The sequence below is a fragment of the Sphingomonas elodea ATCC 31461 genome (assembly GCF_000226955.1).
In the GTDB taxonomy this organism is placed as follows: domain Bacteria; phylum Pseudomonadota; class Alphaproteobacteria; order Sphingomonadales; family Sphingomonadaceae; genus Sphingomonas; species Sphingomonas elodea.
This window is the reverse complement of record NZ_AGFU01000024.1, coordinates 24,775-51,518: the sequence shown is the minus strand read 5'-3', so window position 1 is coordinate 51,518 and position 26,744 is coordinate 24,775. Positions and strand designations below refer to the sequence as shown.

The 26,744-nt window shown below is 63.5% G+C and carries 25 protein-coding genes and 2 pseudogenes; 19 read left to right on the top strand and 8 right to left on the bottom strand.

Annotation, left to right across the window (positions count from 1 at the left end; translation table 11 throughout):
* Window positions 1-42: 42 nt before the first annotated feature.
* Window positions 43-597 (top strand): carbohydrate binding domain-containing protein, encoded by a 555-nt coding sequence (locus KK7_RS0108270; protein WP_010544175.1) that lies wholly within the window; start codon window positions 43-45, stop codon window positions 595-597.
* Here KK7_RS0108270 and KK7_RS20375 read toward each other — a convergent pair.
* Both KK7_RS20375 and ubiG read right to left on the bottom strand, forming a co-directional pair.
* Window positions 587-1,002: pseudogene (locus tag KK7_RS20375) on the bottom strand (DUF1810 domain-containing protein). The gene KK7_RS0108270 and the pseudogene KK7_RS20375 overlap by 11 nt on opposite strands.
* Before the next feature lie 13 nt (window positions 1,003-1,015).
* Window positions 1,016-1,747: a bifunctional 2-polyprenyl-6-hydroxyphenol methylase/3-demethylubiquinol 3-O-methyltransferase UbiG gene (gene ubiG, locus KK7_RS0108260; RefSeq protein ID WP_029623071.1), complete on the bottom strand. Its 732-nt coding sequence runs from the start codon at window positions 1,745-1,747 to the stop codon at window positions 1,016-1,018.
* Between the two features lie 58 nt (window positions 1,748-1,805).
* On the opposite strand from ubiG, the gene KK7_RS0108255 reads away from it, so the two are divergent.
* From KK7_RS0108255 to KK7_RS20370, 9 genes are all read left to right on the top strand, one after another.
* On the top strand, window positions 1,806-3,077 hold the full coding sequence (locus KK7_RS0108255) for an aspartate kinase (protein WP_010544171.1): 1,272 nt from the start codon (window positions 1,806-1,808) through the stop codon (window positions 3,075-3,077).
* Window positions 3,078-3,144: 67 nt separating this feature from the next.
* Window positions 3,145-4,176, top strand: a complete 1,032-nt coding sequence (locus tag KK7_RS0108250; RefSeq protein WP_010544170.1) for an NAD(P)H-dependent flavin oxidoreductase — start codon at window positions 3,145-3,147, stop codon at window positions 4,174-4,176.
* An 80-nt stretch (window positions 4,177-4,256) separates the two neighbouring features.
* Window positions 4,257-6,533: a phosphoenolpyruvate--protein phosphotransferase gene (gene ptsP / locus KK7_RS0108245; protein ID WP_010544169.1), complete on the top strand. Its 2,277-nt coding sequence runs from the start codon at window positions 4,257-4,259 to the stop codon at window positions 6,531-6,533.
* Window positions 6,534-6,644: 111 nt separating this feature from the next.
* The gene (locus KK7_RS0108240; RefSeq protein WP_010544168.1) at window positions 6,645-7,589 is read left to right on the top strand and encodes a helix-turn-helix domain-containing protein; all 945 of its coding nucleotides are present in this window, start codon (window positions 6,645-6,647) and stop codon (window positions 7,587-7,589) included.
* An 82-nt stretch (window positions 7,590-7,671) separates the two neighbouring features.
* Window positions 7,672-8,586 (top strand): tol-pal system YbgF family protein, encoded by a 915-nt coding sequence (locus KK7_RS0108235; RefSeq protein ID WP_010544167.1) that lies wholly within the window; start codon window positions 7,672-7,674, stop codon window positions 8,584-8,586.
* Window positions 8,564-9,574, top strand: coding sequence for a tRNA lysidine(34) synthetase TilS (tilS, locus tag KK7_RS0108230; protein ID WP_010544166.1), 1,011 nt, complete (start codon window positions 8,564-8,566; stop codon window positions 9,572-9,574). The genes KK7_RS0108235 and tilS overlap by 23 nt, the downstream gene beginning before the upstream one ends.
* Before the next feature lie 68 nt (window positions 9,575-9,642).
* Window positions 9,643-11,604, top strand: coding sequence for an ATP-dependent zinc metalloprotease FtsH (ftsH, locus tag KK7_RS0108225; protein WP_010544165.1), 1,962 nt, complete (start codon window positions 9,643-9,645; stop codon window positions 11,602-11,604).
* 79 nt (window positions 11,605-11,683) lie between these two features.
* The gene (locus KK7_RS0108220) at window positions 11,684-12,052 is read left to right on the top strand and encodes a hypothetical protein (RefSeq protein WP_010544164.1); all 369 of its coding nucleotides are present in this window, start codon (window positions 11,684-11,686) and stop codon (window positions 12,050-12,052) included.
* Between the two features lie 50 nt (window positions 12,053-12,102).
* Window positions 12,103-12,603, top strand: a complete 501-nt coding sequence (locus KK7_RS20370) for a hypothetical protein (RefSeq protein ID WP_193378005.1) — start codon at window positions 12,103-12,105, stop codon at window positions 12,601-12,603.
* Between the two features lie 18 nt (window positions 12,604-12,621).
* Here KK7_RS20370 and KK7_RS0108210 read toward each other — a convergent pair whose 3' ends face one another.
* Entirely contained in the window at window positions 12,622-12,864 is a 243-nt protein-coding gene (locus KK7_RS0108210) for a hypothetical protein (RefSeq protein ID WP_010544163.1), read from the bottom strand.
* A gap of 90 nt (window positions 12,865-12,954) precedes the next feature.
* Between KK7_RS0108210 and KK7_RS23725 the strand changes: the two are divergent.
* From KK7_RS23725 to KK7_RS20360, 6 genes and pseudogenes are all read left to right on the top strand, one after another.
* Window positions 12,955-13,238: pseudogene (locus KK7_RS23725) on the top strand (manganese catalase family protein); the annotation flags it as partial.
* Between the two features lie 52 nt (window positions 13,239-13,290).
* A complete protein-coding gene (locus tag KK7_RS23360; protein ID WP_010544162.1) occupies window positions 13,291-13,629 on the top strand; it encodes a manganese catalase family protein in 339 nt (112 codons plus the stop codon).
* A gap of 1,392 nt (window positions 13,630-15,021) precedes the next feature.
* Window positions 15,022-15,300 (top strand): acyl carrier protein, encoded by a 279-nt coding sequence (locus KK7_RS0108200; protein WP_010544161.1) that lies wholly within the window; start codon window positions 15,022-15,024, stop codon window positions 15,298-15,300.
* Window positions 15,297-15,974: an SDR family oxidoreductase gene (locus KK7_RS0108195; RefSeq protein ID WP_010544160.1), complete on the top strand. Its 678-nt coding sequence runs from the start codon at window positions 15,297-15,299 to the stop codon at window positions 15,972-15,974. The genes KK7_RS0108200 and KK7_RS0108195 overlap by 4 nt, the downstream gene beginning before the upstream one ends.
* Window positions 15,971-17,269, top strand: a complete 1,299-nt coding sequence (locus tag KK7_RS0108190; protein ID WP_010544159.1) for an ANL family adenylate-forming protein — start codon at window positions 15,971-15,973, stop codon at window positions 17,267-17,269. The genes KK7_RS0108195 and KK7_RS0108190 overlap by 4 nt, the downstream gene beginning before the upstream one ends.
* Window position 17,270: 1 nt before the next feature.
* Window positions 17,271-17,897 carry an acetyltransferase gene (locus tag KK7_RS20360; protein WP_010544158.1) on the top strand — a complete coding sequence of 209 codons (627 nt, stop codon included), beginning with the start codon at window positions 17,271-17,273 and terminating at the stop codon, window positions 17,895-17,897.
* A gap of 2 nt (window positions 17,898-17,899) precedes the next feature.
* Here KK7_RS20360 and KK7_RS0108180 read toward each other — a convergent pair whose 3' ends face one another.
* The 5 genes from KK7_RS0108180 to KK7_RS0108160 form a co-directional block, all read right to left on the bottom strand.
* Window positions 17,900-18,508: a tetratricopeptide repeat protein gene (locus KK7_RS0108180; RefSeq protein ID WP_010544157.1), complete on the bottom strand. Its 609-nt coding sequence runs from the start codon at window positions 18,506-18,508 to the stop codon at window positions 17,900-17,902.
* A 43-nt stretch (window positions 18,509-18,551) separates the two neighbouring features.
* Window positions 18,552-19,871 (bottom strand): glycosyltransferase family protein, encoded by a 1,320-nt coding sequence (locus tag KK7_RS0108175; protein WP_010544156.1) that lies wholly within the window; start codon window positions 19,869-19,871, stop codon window positions 18,552-18,554.
* Window positions 19,864-21,102, bottom strand: coding sequence for a hypothetical protein (locus KK7_RS20355; protein ID WP_010544155.1), 1,239 nt, complete (start codon window positions 21,100-21,102; stop codon window positions 19,864-19,866). The genes KK7_RS0108175 and KK7_RS20355 overlap by 8 nt, the downstream gene beginning before the upstream one ends.
* 7 nt (window positions 21,103-21,109) lie before the next feature.
* Window positions 21,110-22,213 carry a DegT/DnrJ/EryC1/StrS family aminotransferase gene (locus KK7_RS0108165; RefSeq protein ID WP_010544154.1) on the bottom strand — a complete coding sequence of 368 codons (1,104 nt, stop codon included), beginning with the start codon at window positions 22,211-22,213 and terminating at the stop codon, window positions 21,110-21,112.
* A gap of 169 nt (window positions 22,214-22,382) precedes the next feature.
* Entirely contained in the window at window positions 22,383-23,591 is a 1,209-nt protein-coding gene (locus KK7_RS0108160; RefSeq protein ID WP_237709167.1) for a polysaccharide biosynthesis/export family protein, read from the bottom strand.
* A gap of 429 nt (window positions 23,592-24,020) precedes the next feature.
* Between KK7_RS0108160 and KK7_RS0108155 the strand changes: the two genes are divergently transcribed.
* From KK7_RS0108155 to KK7_RS0108145, 3 genes are read left to right on the top strand one after another with little or no spacing between them, the layout of a single operon-like run.
* Complete coding sequence (locus KK7_RS0108155; RefSeq protein WP_138983933.1) at window positions 24,021-25,220, top strand: KpsE/RkpR family capsule polysaccharide export protein; 1,200 nt, start codon at window positions 24,021-24,023, stop codon at window positions 25,218-25,220.
* Between the two features lie 12 nt (window positions 25,221-25,232).
* The gene (locus tag KK7_RS0108150) at window positions 25,233-26,024 is read left to right on the top strand and encodes an ABC transporter permease (RefSeq protein ID WP_040598097.1); all 792 of its coding nucleotides are present in this window, start codon (window positions 25,233-25,235) and stop codon (window positions 26,022-26,024) included.
* Entirely contained in the window at window positions 26,021-26,677 is a 657-nt protein-coding gene (locus KK7_RS0108145; protein ID WP_010544150.1) for an ABC transporter ATP-binding protein, read from the top strand. Before KK7_RS0108150 ends, KK7_RS0108145 begins: the two co-directional genes overlap by 4 nt.
* Window positions 26,678-26,744: the final 67 nt, after the last annotated feature.

Sequence of the window (26,744 nt, the reverse complement as noted above, 5' to 3'; positions counted from 1 at the left end):
ATAGCCTGCACCTCAACGAAAACACAGTGAGGAGGGGACGCCATGAAAACCTGGCTGATCACGCTTGCCTGTTGCCTGTCTGCCGCCGCCGCCCCGGCGTTTGCACAAGGCCAGCCGCAAAGCGACGTTTCCAAGCAGATCATCAATGCGCCGACGCCCGAGACGTTCAACGTCTATGGCCTCAGCACCAAGCCGGCGGTGGTGAAGGACAAGAATGTCCAGGGTGGTCGCGCGCTGCGGGTGCCGATTGCCGGCGGTGGCGACCAGCCGTGGAGCGTCGGGCTGATCTCGTCGATCAACCAGCCGGTGAAGAAGGGCGACAAGCTGGTCGCCGCCGTGTGGGCCCGCGCGGAAAAGCTGCCCGAGGGTGCCACCACCGCCAAGATCGCGACGATCCAGGTCGGTCTCGCCAAGGAGCCCTACACGACCGTGTTCAAGGGCGAGGCCGAGGTCGGCAGCGAATGGAAGATGGTGCACGTCGTCGGCGTGGCTGACCGCGACTATGCGGTGGGCGACATCTCGGTCTCGCTGCACCTCGCCACCGCAAAGCAGGTGCTCGACATCGGGCCGATCCTGCTTCTCGACCTCAACAAGTGATCCGGCGCAGCGTCTCTCGATCGCGGCGGCCGGAATAGAAGGCATCGAGGCAGGCGGCGAAGCCGCTGCCTGCCTCCGCGTCCGCTGCCGCTGCCTCGAACAGCATCATCGAGGAGCGGACCTTCACTGCATCGATGTCGCCGAGGATCGCCGTCGCCGCGTGGCGGCCGGCGTGAGAGAGCAGCGCCGCCATGGCTTCGCGCAGCCGGGCGCCCAGCAGCGGATGGGCGAGATAGGCACGGGCCTCCGCCAGGTCCGCGATCGCGTACCGCTGCGCCACAGCCCCGCGATCTGGGGCAAGACGTACCAGATCCAGTGGCTGGTCTTGCGCCCGCGCTGCAGCTCGGCCAGCGCGACCGCATAGTCCCGTGCCTGCGCGGCGACGAAGCGGTCGAGCGGGTCCACGGGCTTTCTCCCGTCAGGCGCGGATCGCCGTCACCAGATAGTTGAGCGCCTCGTTCTCGCTGACCACGAAACCGCGGGTGGGGGAGAAGGTAAGGCCCTGGCGGTCGATCACCTTCAGGCCCGAATCCGCGAGCAGCGCTTCCAGTTCTTCGGGCTTGAGGAAGCGGCTCCAGTCATGCGTGCCCTTGGGGATCGCGCCGGTGCCTTCGGCCAGCGTGATCATCGCCAGGCGCGAGAGCGGCGTGCGGTTGGGCGTGGACAGCACCATCAGCCCGCCCTCGGCGAGTGCGCCGGCCAGTCCGCGCACGAAGCCGGCGGGGTCGCTCACATGCTCGATCACTTCCATCGAGGTGACGAGGTCGAAGGTCCGGCCTGCCAGATCCTCGATGCCGCCATGGACATAGTCGATCGGCAGCCCGGACGGTGCGGCATGTGCGCGCGCCGCGCCGATATTCTCGGCCGCCGCGTCCACCCCGGTCACCCGCGCGCCGAGCCGGGCGAGCGGTTCGCACAGCAGGCCCGCGCCGCAGCCGACATCGATCGCGGTCTTGCCGGTCAGCGGCATGAAATCGGCCGAATCGCTGGCCCAATGCTGGTCGATCGCGCGGCGAATATAGCCCAGCCGCGCAGGATTCAGCCTGTGGAGCATGGCCGAGGAGCCCTTTGGATTCCACCAATCGGCCGCCAGACGACCGAAATGTTCCGCTTCACGGGGGTCAATCGTAGCACTTGTTGCGTTCGGCATCGCTGGCTCCTATCAGGCACGCCCATCTCTCCCAAGGGCAGGAAACAAGCAACCAGCCATGGCGCGTATCGTAATGAAGTTCGGCGGCACATCGATGGCCGGGATCGAGCGTATCCGCAGCGTCGCCGCCCGCGTCAAACGCGAGTGGGAGGCGGGCAACCAGGTCGCCGTGGTCGTATCGGCGATGGCCGGCGAGACCGACCGGCTGGTCGGCTTCTGCCGCGAGGCCTCGTCGCTCTATGACCCCAAGGAATATGACGTCGTCGTCTCCGCCGGCGAGCAGATCACCAGCGGGCTGCTGGCGATCGCGCTGCAGGCGATCGGCGTGCCGGCGCGCTCCTGGCTCGGCTGGCAGCTGCCGGTGCAGACCTCGGACGCCTTCGCCAAGGCACGGATCGAGGACATCGGCACCGACGCACTGCTCGCCAGCATGAATGCGGGCGAAGTCGCGGTCGTCCCCGGCTTCCAGGGCGTGCATGAGGGCCGGATCACCACGCTCGGCCGCGGCGGCTCGGACACCTCGGCGGTCGCGGTCGCTGCGGCGGTGAAGGCCGATCGCTGCGACATCTACACCGATGTCGACGGGGTCTACACCACCGATCCGCGCATCGTGCCCCGCGCGCGCAAGCTGAAGCGCGTCACTTACGAGGAAATGCTCGAACTCGCCAGCGTCGGCGCCAAGGTGCTCCAGACCCGTTCGGTCGGCCTGGCGATGAAGGAAGGGGTTCGCGTGCAGGTGCTCTCGTCCTTCACGGGCGACGATGCGCCGATGGCAGATACATTGCCCGGGACGATGATCGTGGGCGAAGAGGAGATTCAGGACGTGGAACGCCAGCTCATCACCGGCATCGCGCACGACAAGAACGAGGCCAAGATCACCCTGACCGCGGTGCCGGACAAGCCCGGCGCGGTGGCATCGATCTTCACCCCGCTCGCCGATGCCAGCATCAACGTGGACATGATCATCCAGAACATCGCGCACCAGAGCGCCGGCAGCGCCAGCGCGACCGACGTGACGTTCACGGTGCCGGCGGCGGATCTCGCCCGCTCGCTGGAGATCCTGGCGCAGCAGAAGGACGCGATCGGCTTCAGCGACATCAGCCATGACACGCGCGTGGCCAAGGTTTCGGTGGTCGGCGTCGGCATGCGCAGCCATGCCGGTGTCGCCGCGACGATGTTCCAGACGCTGGGCGCGCGCGGCATCAACATCCAGGCGATCACCACCTCCGAGATCAAGGTCTCGGTGCTGATCGAGGAAGACTATACCGAACTCGCGGTGCGCGTGCTGCACACCGCCTATGGCCTCGACGCAGACGAGGTCGCAGCCTGAGCCGGGACTCGGCAAGGGGCAGGCGCCTCTTGCCGAGCCGGGGGCGCCGGGGCTAGGCGCTAGCCCCATGAACGCAACTTCCACGATCGGCGCCGAGCGCCTGGCCCGCCGCATGGCGCGCGGCTGCGACTTCCTGGGCAGCGAGGTCGCCATTCTCGGCGGCGCGATGTCCTGGGTGTCCGAGCGCAACCTCGTCGCCGCCATCTCGAACGCGGGCGGCTTCGGCGTGATCGCGTGCGGCGCGATGAGCCCCGAGCTGCTCGACGCCGAGATCGCCGCGACCAAGGCGCTGACGTCGAAGCCCTTCGGCGTGAATCTCATCACCATGCACCCGCAGCTGTTCGAGCTGATCGAGGTGTGTGGGCGTCACGGCGTCGGCCATGTCGTGCTGGCGGGCGGGCTGCCGCCGGCGGGCTCGCTCGATGCGATCAAGGGCCACGGTGCCAAGCTGATCTGCTTCGCCCCGGCGCTGAGCCTGGCCAAGAAGCTGATCCGCTCGGGCGTCGACGCGCTCGTCGTCGAGGGCATGGAAGCCGGCGGGCATATCGGTCCGGTCTCGACCAGCGTGCTCGCGCAGGAGATCCTGCCGGAAGTCGCCGCCCAGGTCCCGGTGTTCGTCGCCGGCGGCATCGGGCGCGGCGAGGCGATCGCCGGCTATCTCGACATGGGGGCGGCGGGCGTCCAGCTCGGCACCCGTTTCGCGGCGGCGACCGAGAGCATCGCGCACGCCAATTTCAAGAAGGCGTTCATCCGCGCTTCGGCCCGCGACGCGATCGCCAGCGTGCAGATCGATCCGCGCCTGCCGGTGATCCCGGTGCGCGCGCTCAAGAATGCCGGCGGCGAGCTGTTCACTGCCAAGCAGCGCGAAGTGGCGCAGGCGCTCGATGCAGGCACGGTCGAGATGGCCGAGGCCCAGCTCCAGATCGAGCATTACTGGGCGGGCGCGCTGCGCCGCGCGGTGATCGACGGCGATGTCGAGCATGGCAGCGTGATGGCGGGCCAGTCGGTCGGCATGGTCACCAAGGAAGAACCGGTCGCGACGATCATCGAGGCGCTGATGGCCGAGGCCGCCCACGCGCTGGAGAAGCGCGCGGCCTGACGCTTGGGCTGCGCGCTTTCCTCCGCTTTTGCTGCGCACCCCGCTTGGCGCGGGTGCGCACAATCTGTTAGCGCTGTCGCATGGCCCTGACTGCTGCCGCCTCCGCCCGGGAAATCCTCACCCGCCTTCATGATCTGATGGCGAAACGGCTGCCGGTTCAGTCGAAGCTCAACGCCGTCGTCAACATTATCGGCGAGGCGCTGCACAGCGAGGTCTGCTCGATCTATCTTCTCCGCGAAGGCGCGCTGGAGCTGTTCGCGACGCGCGGGCTGAAGCAGGAGGCGGTGCACGTCACCAAGCTGGGGATGGGCGAGGGCCTCGTCGGCACCATCGCCGCCCATGTCGAGACGCTCAACCTCGACGAGGCAACCAGCCACCCCAATTTCGTCCATAATCCGGAAACCGGCGAGGACCGCTTCCACAGCTTTGCCGGCGTGCCGATCATCCGGCGCGAGCGGGCGGTGGGCGTGCTCGCCGTGCAGCATGTCGATCCACGGCGCTATGCCGATATCGAGATCGAGGCGCTGCAGACCGTGGCGATGGTGCTTTCCGAGCTGATCGCCAATGCCGAGCTGATCGATGCTGCGGGCGGTGCCTCCACCCGGCTGCAGCCGACCGCCTCCGGCACGATCCGCGGATTTCGGCTGGTCGAGGGCATGGCGCGTGGCGTGGCGGTGTTCCACCAGCCGCGCATCGTGATCGAACATACCGTGGCGGACGATACCGAGGCCGAGCGCCACCGCGTCTATGCCGCGTTCGACAAGATGCGCGAGCAGATCGAGCGCATGACCAGCCAGGCCGAATTCGGCAGCGGCGGCGAGCATGAGGAGATCCTCGCCACCTACAAGATGTTCGCCTATGACGAGGGCTGGAGCCGCCGCATCAACGAGGCGATCGATTCCGGCCTTACCGCCGAGGCTGCGATCGAGCGTGTGCAGCAGCGCACCCGCCAGCGCATGCGGGAAATCGACGATCCCCTGCTGCGCGATCGGATGCACGATCTGGAGGACCTCTCCAACCGGCTGCTGCGGATCGTCTCGGGCCAGCTCGGCACCGCCGCGCAATTGGGGTTGCGGCAGGATTCGATCCTGATCGCGCGCAACCTGGGGCCGGCCGAGCTGCTCGAATATGATCGGCGGCGGTTGAAGGGCGTGGTGCTCGAGGAAGGCTCGCTGACCGCGCACGTCACCATCGTCGCCCGCGCGATGGGCGTGCCGGTGCTCGGCCGTGTTCGCGAGATCCGCCGCGAAGTCGCCGAGGGCGACCTGCTCCTGCTCGACGTGGGCGAGGAAAGCGTATTCGTGCGCCCCTCGCTGGCGATGGAGGAGGCGTTCGAGGCCAAGCTCGCGCTCAGCCAGAAGCGGCGGGCGGCCTTTGCCCAGCTCAAGAACGTCGCGCCAGTGACCAGGGATGGGCACCGGGTGACGGTGATGGTCAATGCCGGGCTGCGCGACGACGTCGCCGCGCTCGACCTGACCGGCGCCGACGGCATCGGCCTGTTCCGCACCGAATTCCAGTTCCTCGTCTCGGCCACCCTGCCGCAGCGCGAGGCGCAGCGGCGGCTCTACCGCGACGTGCTGGAGACGGCGGGCGACCGGCCGGTGATCTTCCGCACCGTCGACATCGGCGGCGACAAGGCGCTGCCCTATCTGAACCATGACGAGGACGGCGAGGAAGAGAACCCGGCGATGGGCTGGCGGGCGCTGCGCCTGGCGCTCGATCGCGATGGCCTGATGAAGGCGCAGGCGCGCGCGCTGATCGAGGCGGCGGCGGGGCGGACGCTCAACGTGATGTTCCCGATGGTCTCGGAGCCCTGGGAGTTCGATCAGGCGCGCGCGCTGTTCGAGGCGCAGCATGCCTGGCTTGCCGCGCGCGGCCGCAAGATGCCGACCGAGATCCGCTACGGCGCGATGCTCGAGGTGCCGGCGCTGGCCGAGATGCTCGACATGCTGCTGCCCAAGCTGCAGTTCCTGTCGATCGGCACCAACGACCTCACCCAGTTTCTGTTCGCCGCCGATCGCGCCCATCCCAAGCTGGCGCTGCGCTATGACTGGCTGAGCCCGGCGATCCTGCGCTTCCTCAAGCGGGTGAGCGACCAGGCGCGCGCGGCGGGGGTGCCGGTGGCGGTGTGCGGCGAGATGGGGGGGCGTCCGCTGGAGGCGCTCGCGCTGATCGGGCTGGGTATCGATCGCCTGTCGATCACGCCGGCGGCGGTGGGACCGATCAAGGCGATGCTGCGCTCGCTGGATCGCGACGCGGTCATGGCGGCGATGACGGCCATGCTCGCGCATCCCCAGGGCACGCTGCGCGACGATCTCACCGCATGGGCGGAGTCCCAGGGGGTCGAGCTGGCCTGATCCGGCGACGGAATGATTTTGCCGCGGCGTTGACAGCGGCTGTACCGCGGGGGCATCCCCTGCACGACAAGGTGAGCGACCCAGGGTCCAACGCGCTCGCCGGAGGATAGAATGCAAGGCGAGACGCCCGACGATTCCGGCCAGACTGCTGCCCGCCCCGGCGAACGGCTGCGCGCCGCGCGCGAGGCTCTGGGGCTGGATCTCACCGAGATCGCGGCCCGCACCCGTATTCCGCAGCGCCATCTCGAGGCGATCGAGCAGGGCAGCTATGCCGGCCTGCCGTCGATCACCTATGCCACCGGCTTCGCCAAGGCCTATGCACGCGCGGTGGATGCCGACGAGGTGGCGATCGCCCGCGACGTCCGCGCCGAGCTCGGCCAGATCGAGCGGCCGGTGCTGACCCCGGAATATCCGCTGCAGGAGCCTTCGCGCGCCGCCCCCGGCGGGGTCGTGTGGTTCGGCGTGATCGTGGCGGTGCTGCTCGTCGCCGGCGTCGGCATCTGGTACGGTACCGACTGGTTTCGTGGCGGCACGAGCATTGGCGACGGCCTCGTCCAGCAGATCGCGCCGACGCCGACTCCCATGGCCGCCGCACCCGTGCCGGCACCCAGCCCGACGATCCCTGCGGTTGAGCACGTGACGCTTGTTGCCCGCGGGCCCGCCTGGATCCGCATCACCGACGCGACCGGCAAGCGCCTGGCCGAGAAGGAACTGGCTGCCGGCGAGCGCTACGAAGTGCCCGACGATGCCGACCATCCCCGCGTCCGCACCGGCCGTCCGGACCAACTGCAGGTCTTGCTGAACGGCAGCGAAATCGCGCCGCTCGGAACCGAGGTGAAGGTGGTGGAGGCGGAGCTGACCTCCGCGGCGCTGCGGGCCCGCAGCCAGCCGGGCGCGACGCCGACGCCGGCAGGCACCCCCGATGCGGCGGCCGCCCCGGCCTCCCGTTTGCGTGCCACGCGCCGCGACACCGCCGCCCGGGCGTCCGACGGCGCTAGCGCCTCGACCGCGCCGGCCGCCGGTGCGACGCCTGCAGGCGACACGCCGAACCCCTGAGGGGCTGGCGCGAGCGGGCGCCGCTTGGCTATAGCGGCGCCACGCCTCCGCTCCCCGGGGGGCGCTGAGGGAATTATCGACGATGCGTATTGCTCTCGCAGCGGCACTGGCCTTTGCCGCGTTCGGCTTCAACGGCGCCGCGATGGCGCAGGCCCAGGACGGCAATGTCGGCCCGCGCGTCGACAAGCTGGAGCGCGAGATGCGCGCGGTGCAGCGCAAGGTCTTCCCCGGCGGCGCCGGCATGACCGTGGAGCCGCAGATCACCCAGCAGGTGGATACCACTCCGCCGGGCGTGCCCGCGACCACGCCGCTGGCCGATCTCACCCAGCGCGTCGCCGCGCTGGAGAGCCAGATCCAGACCATGACCGGGCAGATCGAGCAGAACCAGTATCGCATGCGTCAGCTCGAAGAGGCGTTCGGCGCGTACAAGGCGGCGACGGATTCGCGCCTGAAGACGCTGGAGACGCCGCCGGCGCCTGCCTCCACCGACGCCGCGCCGACCGAGGGCGATGTGGCAGCATCGGGCGATTCCGCGCCGGCCCCGGCCAAGCCCGCCGGCGATCGCGCCGCGAAGGTCGCCGCCGTCCAGAAGCCGAGCAGCGGCGATGCCGGCGAGGACCTGTACCTCTATGGCTTCCGCCTGTGGCAGGCCAAATTCTATCCCGAATCGGCCAAGGTGCTGGAGCAGTACAAGGCCAAGTTCCCTACCGGCAAGCGCGCCAGCTTCGCCCGCAACCTGCTGGGCCGTGCCTATCTGGACGACGGCAAGCCAAGCCTCGCGGCGGTGGCGCTGTACGAGAACTACACCAAGGATCCGGACGGTGAGCGCGCGCCCGACAGCCTCTATTATCTGGCGCAGGCACTGGTGAAGCTGAACAAGCCGTCGAGCGAGGTCTGCAAGGTCTATGACGAGCTGAACAAGGTCTATGGCCCGTCGCTTTCGGCCGAGATGAAGGCGGGCGTCGCCAAGGGCCGTGCGGATCAGCGCTGCAAGTGACGCGGCGCTGATCGGCGCGGTCGCGGGCGAGGATGTCGCCCGCTTCACCGCCGATTGGCTGAAGCTTGCCGGACGCCGGCCTGCCGAGCACGCGCCGATCGGCGTTGCCGTTTCGGGGGGCGCGGACAGTCTTGCGCTGCTGCTTCTCGCCCGCGCGGCCTTTCCGGGCGTGGTTGCCGCCGCCACCGTCGATCACGGCCTGCGGGCGGAATCGGCCGAGGAGGCGGCATTCGTCGGGGCGGTATGCGCCCGGATCGGCGTGCTCCACACCTGCCTGCCGCCGCGGCCGGGGATGCTGGACGGCGGCAATCTCCAGGATCGCGCCCGGGCGATGCGCTATCGCTGCCTCGCCGACTGGGCGGCGACGGCTGGGGCGCCCTGGGTGGCGGTTGCGCACCAGCAGGACGATGTGGCGGAAACCTTCCTGCTGCGCGCGCGGCGCGGTGCGGGCGTAGGCGGGCTTGCCGCCATGCTGCCGGTCCGGCCGCTGGGCGCTGGCGGCGTGCAACTGGTGCGTCCGCTGCTCGGCTGGTCGCGGGCGCGCCTGGCGGATCTCGTCGCCCGGGCGGGGATCGAGTCGGTCGAAGACCCCTCCAATCGCCATCCCCGCTTCGATCGTGCCCGTATGCGCGGTCTGCTGGCGCAGACGTCCGAGCTGCCGCCCGCGCGGTTGGCCCTCGCCGCGGGGAATCTGCGCGACGCCGAGGATGCGGTGGCCTGGGCCGCCGACCGAGCATGGGCGGACCGCGTCCGGTTGGACGGCGTGCAGGTGACGCTCGACCCCGCCGATCTGCCGCGCGAGCTGCGTCGCCGCCTCGTCGCCCGCGCGCTGTGCGCCGTGGGAGGCGCTGCCGATCCGCGCGGTTCCGCTCTTGACCGGCTGATCGCGGCGGTCGATGCCGGCAGGGTAGCGACGCTGGCCGGAGTCGTGGTGCGGCCGGGAGCCCGCTGGCGCTTTTCGCCGGCGCCCCCGCATCGATCACCGTGATCGACGTTGTTCCATTGTCATTAACGCCGCCATGCCTATCTTAGGGCTGGAAAGGTACCGGGTACACGATGAGCGAAAACGGCAAGCAGCAGGGTCCGGAAAACGGGGGGAACAACCCCTGGATGAAGAGCCTGCTCATCTGGGTAGGAATCCTCGCAGCCCTGGCGTTGTTCGTCACGCTGTTCGATACCCGCACCGCGCAGCCCACGGGCAACGCGATCCCCTATTCGACTTTCCTCGACAAGGTGCAGTCGGGCGACGTGAAGGAGACCAACATCACGCCGGGAAGCGGCGCGATCGGTTTCACCACGAGCGAAGGCAAGTTCCGCACGAACAATCCCGGCGATCCGAAGCTGGTCGAGACGCTGCGCGCCAAGGGCGTGGTGATCAACGCGCGGCCTGAGGATACGCCCTCGATCTGGCAGTACATCCTGGTCCAGTCGCTGCCCTTCCTGCTGTTCCTCGGCATCGCCTTCTTCGTGCTGCGCCAGATGCAGAAGAATTCGGGCTCGGGCGCGATGGGCTTCGGCAAGAGCCGCGCCCGCCTGCTGACGCAGAAGGAAGGCAAGGTCACCTTCGACGACGTCGCCGGCATCGACGAGGCGCGCGAGGAGCTGCAGGAGATCGTCGAGTTCCTAAAGGACCCCTCGAAGTTCGCACGCCTGGGCGGCAAGATCCCCAAGGGCGCGCTGCTGGTCGGCTCGCCCGGTACCGGCAAGACGCTGCTCGCCCGCGCGATCGCCGGCGAGGCGGGCGTGCCCTTCTTCACCATTTCGGGTTCAGACTTCGTCGAGATGTTCGTCGGCGTTGGCGCGAGCCGCGTGCGCGACATGTTCGAGCAGGCCAAGAAGTCGGCACCGTGCATCGTCTTCATCGACGAAATCGACGCGGTCGGCCGGTCGCGCGGTGCAGGACTGGGCAACCAGAATGACGAGCGCGAGCAGACGCTGAACCAGCTGCTGGTCGAGATGGACGGCTTCGAGGCGAACGAAGGCATCATCATCGTCGCCGCGACCAATCGCCCCGACGTGCTCGATCCGGCGCTGCTGCGTCCGGGCCGCTTCGACCGCCAGGTGCAGGTGCCGCGCCCCGATATCGAGGGCCGCGTGAAGATCCTGCAGGTCCATATGAAGAAGGTGCCGATCGCACCCGACGTCGATGCCCGCGTGATCGCGCGCGGCACACCGGGCTTCTCGGGTGCCGATCTCGCCAACCTGGTCAACGAGGCGGCGCTGCTCGCGGCTCGTCGCGGCAAGCGGCTGGTGGCGGCGCAGGAATTCGACGACGCGCGTGACAAGGTGCTGATGGGCGCCGAGCGCCGCTCCATGGTGATGACCGACGACGAGAAGCGGATGACCGCCTATCACGAGGCCGGCCACGCCCTGGTGTTCGCGCACGAGCCGACCGCCGATCCGATCCACAAGGCGACGATCATCCCGCGCGGCTTTGCCCTCGGCATGGTGCAGCCGCTGCCGGAGCGCGATTCCTACAGCTATCACCGTGACAAGATGCACGCCGACATCGCCGTGGCGTTCGGCGGCCGCGTCGCCGAGGAGCTGATCTTCGGCTATGACAAGGTCAGCTCGGGCGCCTCGAACGATATCATGCAGGCGACCCGTCTGGCGCGTGCGATGGTCACCAAGTGGGGCCTGTCGGACAATCTCGGCCCGCTCGACTTCTCCGAGAGCGAGGACAGCTTCACCGGCTATTCGGTGCAGCGCGCCAAGCCGATGTCGGATGAGACCGCGCGCCTGATCGACGCTGAGGTGAAGGCGTTCGTCGAGAAGGGGCTCAACCGCGCGCGGCAGATCCTGGGCGACCATACCGACCAGCTCCACACCATCGCGCAAGCGCTGCTCGAATATGAGACGCTGACCGGCGAGGAGATCAAGAAGCTGATCGCCGGCGAGACGCTGGATCGCGGCGATCCCACCGGCACGCCGGGTATGCCGGCGGTGGGCGGCACCTCGATCCCCAAGACGCGCAAGCTGAAGGATCCGTTCGGCAATCCGGCGCCGCAGGGAGCCTGACCGCGGCCCGGCATTGCCGGGTTCCGCCCAGCTACGATAGAGAACGCTCCCGGGTGCAACCATTCGGGAGCGTTTTTGCATGCGACGTCTGTTCCTCGCCGTCGGCGGCCTGATGCTGGTGGCGGTCCCCGCCCAGGCAATGAGCGTGGCCGAATTTCTCGCCAAGGTGAACGCGCTCAAGGCGAAGGGTGCGCTGGCGATGTTCTCTTCCGACATCGGCCTGCTGAAGCAGGAAGTGGACGGCGCGTCCGCTGCGTATCGCGCGGACCTCGCCGCCGCTGCCGCGGCCGGCAAGCGGCCGAGCAGCTGTCCGCCGACAAAGGGGCAGGTGAAGATGAGCAGCAGCGAGCTGATCGCCGCGTTCGAGAAGATCCCGCCGGCCCGGCGCAGTATCAGTGTGAAGACCGCCTTCGCGGCGGTGATGCAGCAGCGCTTCCCGTGCAAATGATCTTGTGAACATAAGAAATTCTGGCCGCGATTTGGCGGAGCGGCGGTGGCGTGCCGCCGTTGATCGGCTGTGACCCGGGCAGAATGTGCCCGGCGCACCGATCCTCGAAAGCGCAAGGAGCTGGGCAAACGGACTATCGCAAGCTCGGATTCTGTCTGGGGCTGTTCTCGATCGGCCTCGGCATTGCCGAACTGGCCGCGGTGCGCGCCTTCGGTGCCCGCGAGCTGCTGGCGGGTTCAGCGTTGCTCTCAGGACCGGCGCACAGCGTGCGAGTGTGGAACCGCGTGGCGGGCTACGCTCTGGACATCGCGGCCCTCGGCCTCGCCACGCGACGGGCACCGCAGAACAAGGCGGTACGGGGCGGGATCGCCTTTGTCGCGGCGGCGACCGCGCTCGACATCGTGACCTCGCTCGGGCGGAAGCGCGGTATCCGCGAAGATGCTGCAGGTGGTGGAGGGCAGGGCCATGTCGGTCGAGCCGGGTGGTGCGCAGTCCATCACGCCGGCGGTGGTGTGACATTTCTCCCCCTCTCGCCGGCGGGAGGGGATTAGAAGACAGGAGGCATTCAGCTACTCTCCCTTGGTCGTCGCGTTCGGATTGGGCCCGCCTTCGTAGTTGATATGGCTCTGCCCGCCATGGCCCATCAGGTGGCCGGGGCCCTCCTTCTTTGCCTTTTGCGGATAGGGGTTCGGATAGGCGCCGCCTTCGCTCTCGCCTTCGCTGCGGCCATGGGTGTCAACGTCCGATACGCCGTCGGGTGCGCCCTTGCGTTCGCCGCCGCCGCTCGCCTGCATCGGCTGTTTGTCACTCATTTGCCAAGCTCGTGATTTCCGTGGGTTTCTCCATCCTCAACGAAGCGGCGCGGGCGCCCGTTCCGCTGATCGGTTGCGTCGTTCAGGGCGGTGGCAGGAGTGCTGCTCGACATCGCCACCGAGGAGCTGAGCCATCTCGAGGCGATCGGATCAATCGTGACGATGCTCAACAAGGGCGTAAGGGCCCATGTCTCCGAAGGCGATATGGAAGAGGCTGAGCTGTACATGTCGCTGACCCAAGGCGGCAACAGCCACACCCAGGCGATCCTTTATGGCGGCGGCCCGTCGCTTACCAATTCGGCAGGGAGCCGTGGACGGCGGCCTATGTCGACAGCCGCGGCGATCCGGTCTGCGACCTGCCCTCGAACATCGCCGCGGGCAGCTGCGCCAAGATCGTCGATGAGCGGCTGGTCAACCTGACCGACGATGCGGGGCATCCAGGACGCGCTCACGTTTCTGATGATGCGCGAGGTGGCGCACCAGAAATCGTTCGAGAAGGCGCTCTATGCGATCGAGGACAATTTCCCGCCGGGCAAGCTGCCGGGCGTGCCGGAAGATGCGAGCATGTACGTGAACAACTCGCAGGGCGAAGGCGACTTGCGCGGGCCGTGGAACGATGGTCCGGAATGGGAACGGGTGGATGAGCTGGAGCAGGTGATGCCGGTCGACGGAGGCAACGGCATGCCGACGGTGGTGCTGGGATCGGACGACAGGGCGCTGCCACGCCAGTTGGCGGAGCGGACGATAGGGCGCGAGGCGACTTAATCTTAGCTTGCTCGGGCGCACAATATGCGGGCTCGGGCAGGTTCAGCGTAATAGAGGGGCGATGGATACTGCGCTCTGACAGAGCGCGGCAGCCGAACCCCTTCTCAATAAAGCACCCGTAGACGCTACAGACCATTGACGTATGCCCGCGCGGCCACCGCCGCATTCGATCACCCGATGGCCGTCGAACACACCTCGCGGTTTGTTTGGCAGCGGCGGCCGTAGACGATCCCAGTGCTCGTCGTTCAGCCGGAACTCGCCCGGCTAAACGCCCTCCACCTCCAACATCCTGGGGTGAATCACATCTCTCGCGCAGACGGCATCCCATTTTTGGGTCAAAGCCCTAGATGGACCAAGCCTTCCAGAGCGCAAATGTAGGCTATGTCTATCACTCGTGTCTGGTCGGGCGCAGCGATGTCGAACTGACGGTTCAGCGTGTTGTCGACGGCAATGGAGGGCGACCTCCGCCTGTAGCCAATCTACGCCGTGATGCTCGCCAGCCCGCCTAGCCTGGCAAAGCGGTTGAGACACCAAGTCCCTCCGGGATCCAGCAGGTCGTCGTGCAGCTTGGGCTAGCCACGGACCTTGCCACTGTCATTCCAGGCTCGCCGGAGCAACTCAGTCTGCCGTGCAACTTCCCGAGCCTGCGGGCTCAGCGGACTCCGCTGCCAAGCAGAGCGGCCACGCGAGGCGCGGCACATCGCCCACGCTCCAAAAGATCGCGATGTTCGGCAATGAACACGTATTTCACTTTGCAACGTACGCGAAATACGCCGTGGCTTTTTAGGGTGTTGCTTTGCTCGGTCGCCCGGAGTCAGCTCGCGCTTCAGCTGCCGGATCTCCGTATCCTTGTCGAGCTCGCCAAATACCTGCCTCGCCAGCTGCTGTTTCCACGAAGACAGCAAGTGCTGGCTGACGCCGAGCCCTCCGTTACCGGACACCCATGCTCGGTGATCTGGGCCAGCGCATCATGCTTGAGTCATCGCTGAACTGGGCTTCCCATCGTCGTCTCCGATCTTCAAATTTGGGATCCAAAGCGTCGCGAATTTTAGGGATTGCTCAAAAATATATTCAACATCCTGGTGGATACATTGCAATAGCTCTTGCCCGGAATAATCGAGATCATCGCCGTCACTTTCGCGATGAAGCAGGTGCACCGATTATGGTCGGGAAACTATCTAAGGCCGCTCGCTCGAGGCTTCCGCGATATCGCGCTGATGCGTATCGCGGTTGAGCATGCCGTACGGGCCAAGCCTATAGCAATCGAGATCCTGCGATGGCCCGCCAAGATCATGGGATTGCAAGCGCCCGAGCCATCATGTATTTGCCGGTCGATAAATTTCTCCTATGCTATATATCAAAAATTTGCCATCGACCTAAAGGTTTCCGGACATGAGCGATTTCAAAGAAAAGATTTATGCTGAGCTGCAAGAAGTCATCGACAATGACGATATTGTGATCACCGACGAAATGCCTCTCATCGGTGATGGAAGCGTACTTGACTCGATGAAGGTCGTTTCTTTGTGTATCGCGCTGGAAGACGTGGCTGCTGACCTGGGCTTCGAATTTGACTGGACGTCCAACGCAGCTATGTCCCGCTCGCGCAGCATGTTCCGCAGCGTAGGGGCGCTGGTGGAAGAGTTCACCAAGCAGATGAAGGCGCAGCAATGATCATCGTGACCGGGGGTAGCCGGGGTCTCGGACGGTCCATTTGCGAGCGTCTGCTGTCAAAGGGGCAGGAGGTCCTTGCGCTTGCGCGTTCGGTGGAGGACGTGCCCTATGCTGCGCTAGCGTGCGATGTGTCCGACTACGCGCAGGTAAAAGCCGTCGCGAAGCACCTTCGGCAAAATAACATGAAGGTTTCCGGTGTTGTAAATGCCGCCGGTATCGCTGCCATGAATCTGGCGGTCACCACGCCGCCGGACACTACGGCGCGTGTTGTGCAGGTTAATTTGCTTGGTACGATCTATTGTTGCCAAGTATTTGCGCCGTTGATGATGCGTCAGAAGGGCGGATGCTTTATCAATTTCTCGACGATTGCGGTGGCGCTAGGCCTAAAGGGGGAGGCGGTCTACGCCGCGTCCAAAGCTGGCGTCGAAGGGTTTAGCCGCGCGTTCGCGCGCGAGATGGCAGACTTTAACATCCGTGTGAACTGCATCGCACCTGGGCCGATCGACACCGCCCTCCTGCGTGGGATTACATCCGACCAGATCGGGAAAATTGTTTCCCAGCAAATATTGCCTTGGCAGTTTGGGCCGGATGCGGTCAGCGACGTAGTAGAACTTCTGCTCGACGATCGTAGTGGATCGCTGTCTGGGCAGGTCTTTGGCATTGGTGGCGCATGAGCACTCTTATACAGAAGTTACAGCAGATCTGGCAGAACGCCGATTACCCATTTCTGATACATCAGGGTCGGGAACTGCGGTTCACTAATATTGCAGATCAGAAGACAGCTAATATCGACGAGATCAAGTCGGGTGATGTTGTTGCCCTAATTGGCGATTTCGATCCGGAATCGATTTCTCTCCTGCTGCAGATCATCGACAAGGGTGCGATCATCGTACCATTGACGGAAGACACAAAGGGGCAGCACGATTACTTCTTCGAAGCCGCCTGCGTCGATGTCGTCGTTCACAGCGGCGAGGTGCGGCGGATACCGCGTACGGAAACGCACCCGTTGGTCGCAAAACTGCGGGAGCAGGAACATGCCGGCCTGATCCTCTTCTCGACCGGAACGACGGGAAGACCCAAAGCGATCTTGCACGATCTCACCCTGTTCCTAAAGCGTTTCGACACACCGCGGCCCACACAGCGAACCATCAATTTCCTGCTGTTTGATCATATCGGCGGCATCAACACGCTGCTGCATACGCTGTTCAACAAGGGGGTCGTCATCGCTCCTGAGAGTCGTACGGTTGACTCGATCCTTAGCACCATTCGCGACTATGACGTTGAGGTGCTGCCGACGACGCCGACGTTCCTGCGCATGATGTTGATGAGCGGTGCGGTGCCTGACCGGATTCCGTCGTGCCTGAAACTCATCACTTACGGTACGGAGCGCATGGATCAGCCGACGCTCGATCAACTGTGCGAGTTGCTTCCGAGCGTCGACTTCCGCCAGACGTTTGGCATGTCCGAGCTCGGAATCGTGCGCGCGAAGTCGGAAGCGCGCGACAGCCTGTTTATGCGGATCGGCGGGGAAGGCGTCGAGACCAAGGTTGTGGACGACGTGCTGTACATCCGGTCTAGGACCCGCATGCTTGGCTATATGAACGCCGAGTCCCCATTCGACGAGGAAGGCTGGTACAACACGAAGGACATCGTCGAGGTGAAAGGCGAGTTTTTCCGCGTCACCGGGCGGATCGGAGAGGTGATCAACGTCGGCGGTCTGAAGTTCATGGCATCCGAAGTGGAACGCGTTGCACTCGAATATCCGGGTGTGTCGCTGGTCAAAGTCATTGGCCGGCCCAATCCGATTTCCGGTCAACATGCCGAGATGACGGTACAAATGGCTGAAGGCGTGGACGGGGATGCCAAACTGCTGGGCAAGTTCCTTGCAGAGCGTTTGCCCGTACACATGCAACCGCGCCGTATTCGCTTCGAAAGCGTAGCAGTTGGGCACCGCTTCAAGAGGTCGTGACGTGCAAAAACTTCTGATTATCGGATCTGGCGGCTTGGCGCGCGAGATCGCGTGCTGGCTGCAGGAGCGCTACCAGATCGTCGGCTTTTCGACGCTCGATGCAGACGAGCATGCGCGCTTCGAAATGCCTGGATCGGCTTTCCCCGACGAGGTCACACCCGCCGCGGCGGGTACAGACCTCGCAGTCATGGCAATTGGCAGCCCGAAGCTGAAGGCCAAGCTTCATGCGCGGCTACGTACGGCGGGCTTCTCTTTCCCCGCGGTGGTACATCCCTCCGCGGTTGTCTCCCCGCGGGCCCGCCTGGCGGATGGCGTAGTAGTTTGTCCCCAATCGCATGTTTCGCCTAATGTGCAGCTGGGAGAGTTGGCTTTCGTCAATTTCTGCGTGGGAATCGGACACGAGGCGGACGTTGGCGCATATGTGCAAATCAATCCGGGGGCCCAGATTGGTGGCGGCGCGCGGATTGGCCGCTGTACGCTGATCGGCTCCGGAGCGATCGTTCTCGACGGTATCAAGGTCGGGGACGATGCGGTGGTAGGTTCAGGCGCCGTCACGTTCGCACGCGTGACCCCAAACGCTACCGTTTTCGGCAATCCAGCAACGCGAATGCGTGCTTTCGAAGCTTAAGGTTACCGGATAACCCGCGAGAGCAGTCGTTTGTCGAGGCTGATGGCCTTTGCAAAGGCTGCTTCCGCTTCAGCCTCCCGGTGGAGTTGGTGCAGCGCGTGGCCCAATGCTAGATGGGCCTCTCCATCCTTGTCGTCCGCCGTGATAGCCTGACGGAAATTCTCAGCCGCGGCGTCGTAGAGGCCCTGCCCGGCCTGCATGTTTCCGACCTGGCGCCACAGAAAGGCGCGCGGGCGAAAGAGCAGGATCGCCTGATACAGTATCTCGGCCTGCGCATATTGCCTGTCGCGAGCGGCTCGACGGGCGAAACGCAGAAGCAGCGCAGCAAGAAGTCGCGAAAGCAGGTTCTGCCGGATCGGCTGCTCTTCCCGACGAAGGGTGCGCACCGCCGGACTGCAAATTTCCGCCACGGACCCGTCTTGACCGCGTGCCTCCTCCTGCGCCCGCTCGGCATCACGATCACGCAGCTCTGCTCGAAGCCACTGCGTTTCCAGCACGATTCGCTTGTGGCGTTCCATCTCGCGCCAGCGCTGGTTTCGTTCCAAAGCGATGTGCTGTCTGAGCTTTGCTAGCTCTGAATGTAGCTCGGAGTTGGTGTGCGTCGTCGTCATCTGCTCCGACTCATCTGTAGGCACGTTTCGGTCCTGTCGAAAATCACAAAGGTTGCTCGCTGGTAAGGGAAGCAGGTTGCTTCGACGTCAGCGCAGCAACGGCATACTCATCGGCAACCTGCGCCCAATCGCGTTGCCGCAGCCGTGCATAGGTGTCTTGCTGGTGCTGCGTGACTTCATCGCAATTCACGGACACCCTTTCAATCAGCTCGGCCAGCCTCACAGCATCATAGGCATCGAAACAATAAGGCGCGAACTCAGGTGCGTCATCGAGGAACTCAGTTACGTGCGGCCCTTTTGCCATGATACATGGCGTGCCGACGCTGACGGATTCGTAATACGGAAACACGCCGCGCCCCCCTTCGAATACCGAAGGATGCACTGTCAACTGCGCGCAATGATAGAAAGCGGCGTGTACATCCCTGGGAAGGTCTGGAACGGAAACAACGTCGTAGAACGAACGGGCAACTTCGATTGCGCCGGGCAGCGGGGTGAAGCGGGCGTGGAAATCAATCTTGGCTGTTACAAAGGCCTTGATGCCCGTACCGCCCTTGGCGTTGGCTATCGCCACTGCGTCCGCGACGATCCGGATGTTTTTGGTCACCCGGTCCTGGGTGGAGACGGCGATGTAGCTACTTTCCTCAAAGGGGAAGTCGACCAGATATCTCCAGCCCCTTTCCGCGGCGTGGCGCCGCAAGAGCGTGGCCGCCTTGAACAGGCTTTCCGGAGTCTTCTTCCCGTTTTTGACGAATGGAAGGATGCCATCCAACGACGGGGGCGCGTGGGGAATGATTCGCAGACGGTCTTCGTCTACGCCAAAGAATCTGACGACCTGCTCCCGCGCAACATGGTCAGAGAACGTAATTATGTTGCCCAAGAGCGGCAAATTCTTGGCCACCAGGCGGCGCCATCGCTCGGCATGGCCCTCCGCGTTCCAAGCAGCGTCAGCATAGTCGTGGTAGGCAAGGCCGATCGCATCAGGAAAGATGACCGCAACAGGTGCGTTCAAGCGCGCCGCGAATAGCTGAATGGGGAAAATCGATATCCAGGCTTCCACGGGAACGTGATCATTCGCAAAATCTGCGAGCGCATCGAATGACTCGTCAGTGACGCCGACATCGCGCGGTGAATGGATGACATAATCCACGCCGGCCGTCGCCGCGAGCGTAGCCAAATCGCCTTCTGCCTCATCGCGGATGTCGTTCGTGGTCACGACATGAAAGATATATCGCTCGCCCTTGGCGGCACCCTCGATGATGAACCCGACCAGTCGCGTCATGCCTTGGTTGGTCCATTGGGCGCCCTTTGGCGATTCAATCCAGAAGCCGATCGGCGTGCGCTCCGCCACCTTGGTCTTAAGCATCGGACATTTCCCAGAGGCGATCGAGCACGAAACCGATCCGAACGGTGACGTCAGCTAGCGTATCTTCGTGTAAGGCGGGCGCGTGTGGCTGGAAACGCTCGAGTTCGTGCAGAGCGTCGGCGATGGCGTGGGCGTTGTCCGAGCGATATCGCAGGAAGGTTGCACCCTCGCTTGCTTCCCACCCGGGCACCTCAGCCGATAGCAACGGCAGCCCGGCGAATAGCGCGTCTCTTGAGAGAGCCTTCGCCATCGCGAAAACGGCGGAATCCCAGACATACGCCGAAGTAGCGAGTGCCCGGGCAATATCGTTCTCGTCACAATAATGTCGATAGGGCAGCCTGTGCAACATCTCGCGCACCGAGAACGAGGCCCCTGCCACGAGCGGGATGTTGCTCCCTTTGCGAAAACCTTCTTCCGGAAGTTCGGACAGCAGCACTGGCGACATGCTTCCGCCCTCGTTCAGGTACCGTTGGAGGCCCGCAGCAGCTCGCTCGAAATCGTAGATTGGATCGGGTTCCACCCGCCAAAGCAATCGGCTCGCGTGGTGCGGGGAGGTGCTGATGGAGGCGGCCGGCGTATAAAGCTCTCCTACAGCCATCACGTCGTCGCGACGGATGCCGGCATAGGATGCCCATTCGGCGGCATCGGACTCACCTTCGGTAACAACCAAGCCCGTCATGCGGAAGCTACGGAATGCTTCGGTCTGTAGAGCCCAATATGGATCCGCAGAGGCGTGCGGGAATGCCTCCGGGACTTGCCGTGGGGTTGGTTCGAGTAGGAAGTTCGCCATGGGGCGAACGCCGTATACCGCCCCAGCGCGAAGGTCTGCGATATTGAACCAAAATGAGCAGTCGAGAAAATTCTCTCCAAAGTCCCGCGGCAGGATTACGGAGTCAATCCCCGGTCCCGTCGACGGCCGTGGATAGGCGAAGAACATGCGCTTGGCGTTGGAAAAGGGGATGCGTTCCCAATGGAGGCGACGCACCGACACGCGTTCTCCCAGCGCCGTAAATCGCGCCGATTCCTCTTTCCAGTACACGTCGGTCAGCGGTACCAGGCCAACAACGACTTCTACTGTCTCACCTGCAAGTGACTGAGTTTGAAGCAGGGACTTGGTGAGCGCACGCCCTTTACGGAGGATCCGTCGGCTAGGGTAGGCTGGCAGCAGCAACGCGATCTTCACGACCGTATCCTTCGGCGCGGTAGTGCTTGTGGACAGCAGGTGACGCATCACCGCTTTATGCGACGACGCGATCTGCCTGCGCGGCCACCGCCTCCGTCAGCGCGGCGCTTACCTCGAGAACCTCTGCATCAGTGAGGCCTGGATAGGAAGGAAGCGAGATGCCGCGCGCAGAGATGTCTTCCGCAATCGGGAAGCTCTCGTCACTGCGGTACATTGGCATATGGTGCGCACAGAAGAACACGGGGCGGCTGTCGATACCCTTTTCAGCCAGCGAGGCCATAACCGCTGCACGATCACAACCCTGCGGGAGAAGCGTGGAAACCAGCCAGTTGCTCGACAGCGCGCCCTCGGCGAGGGTCTGAAAGGTGAAGTGGTTTCCCAGCTCTTTCTGGTAGAGCGTCGCAATCTCGCGCTTGCGCGCAAGAATGGCATCGAGACGTTCAAGCTGGGCAGTTCCGATGGCCGCCGCGATGTTCGTCATCCGATAATTGAAGCCGAGCTCGTCGTGCCAATAACGCTGAGTCAGCGACTGTCCCTGGCCCTTGACCTTTCGCATGCGGGCGAGAAGGGCGGGATCAGCGGCGATAACGGCGCCGCCTTCACCGGTTGTGATGGTCTTGTTACCGAAGAAGGAGAAGGTCGCGACGTCCGCGTCGGTGCCCACATGCTTGCCGTGCAGGGACGATCCGAGCGATTCCGCGCAATCTTCGATGACCGCAATGCCGTGCTCACGCGCGATCTGCGTAATCTCGGGATCGCACACAGCGCCGAACAGGTGCACGGGCATTACCGCCTTCGTGCGCGGGGTGATGCGGGACCGGAACGATTCCGGATCAAGCAACCAATCGCTAGCGCGCGAGTCCGCAAAAACGGGCTTCGCCCCGGTCTGAGCAATGGTGTTCACCGAAGCGATATACGTGAAGGTAGGTACAATGACTTCATCGCCCGGTCCGATGTCCAGGCAGTGAAGCGCAAGGTGAAGCGCCACGGTGCCGTTGCACACTGACACTGAGCCTTCTGATCCAATGACTTCCGCGAGCCCGCGCTCGAACCGTTCTACATACTGGCCGATGCTGCTGATCCAGCCACTACGGATAGCATCTTCGGCATATGCAACTTCGTTGCCGGTGAGGTCGGGCGTGTAGACAGGAATTCTCATCGTGAGTCTCAATCAGCTATCGGGTTTTGTTAACGGCAGTACCGGAGTCGAGCAATGGCCCTACTAAGATGCTCTGCCGCTATCGCAATTGGCGCCCCCGTGGCCGCAACGTAAAGCAACGTAGCTTCTCGCTTTGGCCATTGTGACGGTTATTGAAGTAGAAGTCACCTCAGTTGACCGAGTTTCGGACCGCGATCAATGGCAGAACGGTCGAGGCGACGACGTTCACGAACTGCTGGAACTCTGCAATCGGCGCTGTCGACACGTAGACCAGATCGTCGTTTCGGACGTCGAACTGTTGAGAAAGGAAGAACGTAGCGGGATCGCGCAAGTCTACCCGATAGATGACAGGCACCTTTCCGTTCTGCGCAATCTGCGGATTTGCGCTGGGCGGGAGGTTCGCCGGATCCTCCCACCGGAAGATGAAGATCCCCTTGGCATTTGCACGATCGGCTTGCAGACCGCCGATCCTTCCCAAAGCCTGCGCCAATGTCAGGCCCGTCGCCTCGAATTTCACTTCCTCGTTTTTGCCCGATGCGCCGAGCGCGGTGAACGTAAACGGCTGGTAAACAGCCGTCACGACGTCGTCCGACGACAGGATGATATTCTGTCTGGGATCGCGGATCACGCTTTCGAGCGGCATCGACAATACCCGGTCTCCCCGGGTCAACTGTATCACCATCCGGTTCACCGGCTGGGTAGCGCCTCCGGCTTGGGCGAGCGCATCCAGCAGGCGCTCGCCTTTCGGGCTCAGCGCCATGCGCGTGCTTCGCACCACCTCTCCGACTACCGTCACGGTGGCAGTGGTGTTCCGCACGAGTCGGACGACGACCTGCGGCAAATGGGCCTTCTTCTGAAGCCGGGTCGAGATGTCACGCTCAATTTCTCGAACAGAGCGCCCGGCGACCGAAACTGCCCCTACGAAGGGCACGAAAATCGTGCCCGTTCCGTCTACCAGTAGTTCCGGTAGCGTAGCGTTGGTGCTTACTTCAGGGGTGCCGACAGCAGCATTGGCGCTGTCGCGAGCAGACGTCGTGCCGCTGCCGGCAAACAGCGTTGCGGGCGGTGCTTCCCAAATGGAGACTTCCAGAACATCACCCGGCCGCACAATCGTTGCGACGGGCTGCGTGGTGCCAAACGCGTCCGCGAAGCTGTCATTCACGGTCCGGGAACGCGTGCGCAACACCGTATCGCGATCCAGATCGATCACAACGATGCCGCTCAATGCCTTGTTATTGGGGGCATCTGCGATCGCCCTTGCGGTAGGGCCTGGTTGGCCGACCAGCCCGCTGCAGGCCGACAAGGTCGCGAGCAAAGCGGCCAACCCAGCCCCACGGAACAAACCTGATTTCATCTTTTCGAACTCGACAAGGCGCAACGGCACCGGGAAGCGTGGCCGCCCGAGCGCTCAGATGCCCGGCTTCAACACGATCCGCGCTTAGGATTCAAGGGCCTTTACGCTTCTGTACTTGGTCTCGAGTGACGGGCAATGTCTTTTCTAACGTCGAGCAGGTGTGGCGGTTCTTAGTCAGCCTGCCGGGGGAGTTGCCGCATCATTGCCTTGCTAGGCGGGCGCTGCGTGCTGTGCGCCACGCGCGCTACATTGGCATTCTGATTCCCGGGGGTCCCCGGCAGCAGTGTGAACGTGCGGAACCTGCGTTGGTTACCCGCTGGATATCGGTGGTCTGGAGGTTGCATTAATGATGCGCTTGATAGATAGGGCCTCAGTCTCCGCGCGAGATTTCGCGCTGCGTGGGTTCTGCGGTCAACGTTAGAGAAACAGTTTTGAAACCTCTGCGGCCAGCTCTTGCCCAGCGATTTTCACCCTGCGGGACAAGAAGAACAATCCGGAAAGCCGATGCTGTTATCCCATATCAAGTCTACCGACCGTACCGAGCGCGTGCACCCGGTTCGAAGGATCCTTTCGCGGATTAGTCCCCTCTTTGCCTTGACGGTGTTGCTGCCGACGGCGCTGGCGGTGGTGTATTTTGGATTTCTGGCGTCGGACGTCTATGTTTCGGAATCCAAATACATTGTGCGTACCCAGGGCAAGCAGGCTCCGTCCGGCCTGGCATCGTTGTTGGTAGGCGGGGATGTGGCGGGTCTGTCCGGTAGCGCCATAAGCGCGGTAGCCGAGTACGCGGCCTCGCGAGACGCGATGACCGCGTTGAATGATCGCGGCCAGCTGAACCAGATGTACAATCGTCCGGAAGTTACTTGGTTTGATCGCCTTCAGCTATTCGGGGCAACGAAGCGCGAGGATTTGTACTCGTTCTTCAGCAAGCACGTGTCGCTGAATCAAGATAATCAGACCTCCATCACGACCCTTGTCGTGAAGGCATACCGGCCGGAAGATGCGCGCTGGATCAACGAGCGCCTTCTCACGCTTGGTGAGGGGCTGGTCAATCGCTTGAACGATCGGAGCCGCATCGATCTCGTCCGCTATGCGCAGCAGGAGGTCAAGGATGCGAAAGAGCAGGTTCGGGTGACCGCGCTTGCACTTGCGCAGTATCGCAATGAGCACGCGGTGATCGATCCGGAAAAGCAAGCCGGCGTATCGTTGCAAATGATCTCCAAGCTCCAGGACGATCTGATCGCCACGCGCACCCAGGTGATGCAGATCAGGGCCTTCGCGCCCAACAACCCCCAGCTCCCCGTACTCCAGGCTCGCATCGCGTCTCTAACCAAGGAGATGAAGATCGAGACGGGTAAGCTGACCGGAACCAGTGGATCGCTCGCGGCCAAGACGGCTGATTATACCCGGCTCGCACTTGACTCCGAATATGCAGAAAAGCTTCTGGCCAATGCCCTTGTCTCGCTACAGTCGGCAAACAACGATGCGCGGCGTCAGCAGGTATATGTTGAACGGATTGTCCAGCCAAACCTGCCAGACAAGGCCCATGAACCCCGTAGATTGCGCGGCATTCTTTCCGTTTTGGTACTCGGATTAGTCGCCTGGGGCGTACTCAAGATGCTGTTTTCCGCCATGCTTGAGCATAACGCTTGAGGGGGAGTTGAATTGGCTACCGTCGCAAATTTATCGCGTGCATGGGCTATTCAGCGCCGAGTGATCGGCGCGCTCTTCATTCGCGAATTGCTGACTCGCTTTGGCAGGCATAACATTGGATTTCTGTGGCTGTTCGTAGAGCCGATGATGTTTACCGTCGGCGTTACGATTTTGTGGACGGCGTTCAAGTCAACTCACGGTTCAAATATTCCGATTACCGCCTTTGCGGTTTCGGGTTACTCTAGTGTTTTGCTATGGCGAAACATGCCATCGCGCTGCATCCTCGCGATTCAGCCGAACTTGTCGCTCATGTATCACCGTTATGTCAAAGTCATCGACATATTTCTGGCGAGGCTGCTGGTCGAGGGTGGCGGTGCTACATTATCGTTCATAATTTTGACCCTGTTTTTTAGCTACATGGGTTGGATGAGCCTGCCCGAAGATGTTCTGAAGGTCGCGTTCGGGTGGTTCATGCTAGCTTGGTTCGGATGTTCTTTTGCGATCTTCGTTGGCTGCCTTGCCGAGGAGACGGAGCTCGTTGAAAAGCTTTGGCACCCGATCTCGTACTTTCTGCTGCCGGTTTCTGGGGCGGCATACATCGTGGATGCTCTCCCGCCGGCTTTTCAGAAGGTGGTGTTGATCCTGCCATTGGTGCACGGCGTGGAACTGGTTCGCGAAGGGTTTTTCGGGTCGCATATCCGCGCCCATTATGACATGGGCTATCTCGCTACGATAAATGCAGTGCTCACTTTCATGGCACTTGTAATGCTCCGCAGGGTCGGTGCGAAGGTGGTTCCGGAATGATCACCGTCAGCGACGTATCGAAGGTTTATCCGACGCGGCACGGAAGCGTGCTTGTCCTGGATGGCGTGAACTTCGACGTGAAGCCCGGCGAAAAGGTTGCGTTTCTTGGTCGCAATGGTGCCGGCAAGTCCACCTTGGTCCGCCTGATCAGTGGGGCTGAAGCGCCCACCAGCGGGACCATTCGTCGCGAAATGACGGTATCCTGGCCTCTGGCGTTTGGTGGTGCCTTTCAGAGCGCTCTGACCGGACTGGACAACATGCGATTCATTTGCCGGTTGTACGGTCTCGATTGGAAAGAACGCGTCGCGTACGTGGAAGAGTTCAGCGAGCTGGGCGCTTATCTGAAGGAGCCGGTGCGATCCTACTCGGCGGGCATGCGCGCGCGCCTTGCCTTCGCGGTGTCGATGGTCGTTGAGTTCGACTGTTTCTTGATCGACGAAATCATCGCGGTCGGCGATGCGCGTTTTCACGAGAAATGTAGGATTGAGCTGTTTGAGAAGCGTGCGGATAGGGCGCTCATCATCGTGTCGCATGATGCCCCGTACATCCGAGACCACTGTTCTCGCGTTGGCGTCTTGAACAAGGGGCGCTTGACGATGTTTGACGACATCGACGAGGGATACGTCTTCTACAAGAGCATCCAGCATGTCTGAGGGCCGCCGTCCTTTTGCTGCCGCACCCGATACCGCCGTGAGGAAGGGGCGCTCCGTGGCGGGAGGC

Coding starts and splice junctions, on each gene's coding strand:
- KK7_RS0108270 (WP_010544175.1), top strand. CDS start 43: ATGAAAACCTGGCTGATCACGCTTGCCTGTTGCCTGTCTGCCGCCGCC.
- ubiG (WP_029623071.1), bottom strand. CDS start 1,747: ATGCCGAACGCAACAAGTGCTACGATTGACCCCCGTGAAGCGGAACAT.
- KK7_RS0108255 (WP_010544171.1), top strand. CDS start 1,806: ATGGCGCGTATCGTAATGAAGTTCGGCGGCACATCGATGGCCGGGATC.
- KK7_RS0108250 (WP_010544170.1), top strand. CDS start 3,145: ATGAACGCAACTTCCACGATCGGCGCCGAGCGCCTGGCCCGCCGCATG.
- ptsP (WP_010544169.1), top strand. CDS start 4,257: ATGGCCCTGACTGCTGCCGCCTCCGCCCGGGAAATCCTCACCCGCCTT.
- KK7_RS0108240 (WP_010544168.1), top strand. CDS start 6,645: ATGCAAGGCGAGACGCCCGACGATTCCGGCCAGACTGCTGCCCGCCCC.
- KK7_RS0108235 (WP_010544167.1), top strand. CDS start 7,672: ATGCGTATTGCTCTCGCAGCGGCACTGGCCTTTGCCGCGTTCGGCTTC.
- ftsH (WP_010544165.1), top strand. CDS start 9,643: ATGAGCGAAAACGGCAAGCAGCAGGGTCCGGAAAACGGGGGGAACAAC.
- KK7_RS0108220 (WP_010544164.1), top strand. CDS start 11,684: ATGCGACGTCTGTTCCTCGCCGTCGGCGGCCTGATGCTGGTGGCGGTC.
- KK7_RS0108210 (WP_010544163.1), bottom strand. CDS start 12,864: ATGAGTGACAAACAGCCGATGCAGGCGAGCGGCGGCGGCGAACGCAAG.
- KK7_RS23360 (WP_010544162.1), top strand. CDS start 13,291: ATGCGGGGCATCCAGGACGCGCTCACGTTTCTGATGATGCGCGAGGTG.
- KK7_RS0108200 (WP_010544161.1), top strand. CDS start 15,022: ATGAGCGATTTCAAAGAAAAGATTTATGCTGAGCTGCAAGAAGTCATC.
- KK7_RS0108195 (WP_010544160.1), top strand. CDS start 15,297: ATGATCATCGTGACCGGGGGTAGCCGGGGTCTCGGACGGTCCATTTGC.
- KK7_RS0108190 (WP_010544159.1), top strand. CDS start 15,971: ATGAGCACTCTTATACAGAAGTTACAGCAGATCTGGCAGAACGCCGAT.
- KK7_RS0108180 (WP_010544157.1), bottom strand. CDS start 18,508: ATGACGACGACGCACACCAACTCCGAGCTACATTCAGAGCTAGCAAAG.
- KK7_RS0108175 (WP_010544156.1), bottom strand. CDS start 19,871: ATGCTTAAGACCAAGGTGGCGGAGCGCACGCCGATCGGCTTCTGGATT.
- KK7_RS20355 (WP_010544155.1), bottom strand. CDS start 21,102: ATGCGTCACCTGCTGTCCACAAGCACTACCGCGCCGAAGGATACGGTC.
- KK7_RS0108165 (WP_010544154.1), bottom strand. CDS start 22,213: ATGAGAATTCCTGTCTACACGCCCGACCTCACCGGCAACGAAGTTGCA.
- KK7_RS0108145 (WP_010544150.1), top strand. CDS start 26,021: ATGATCACCGTCAGCGACGTATCGAAGGTTTATCCGACGCGGCACGGA.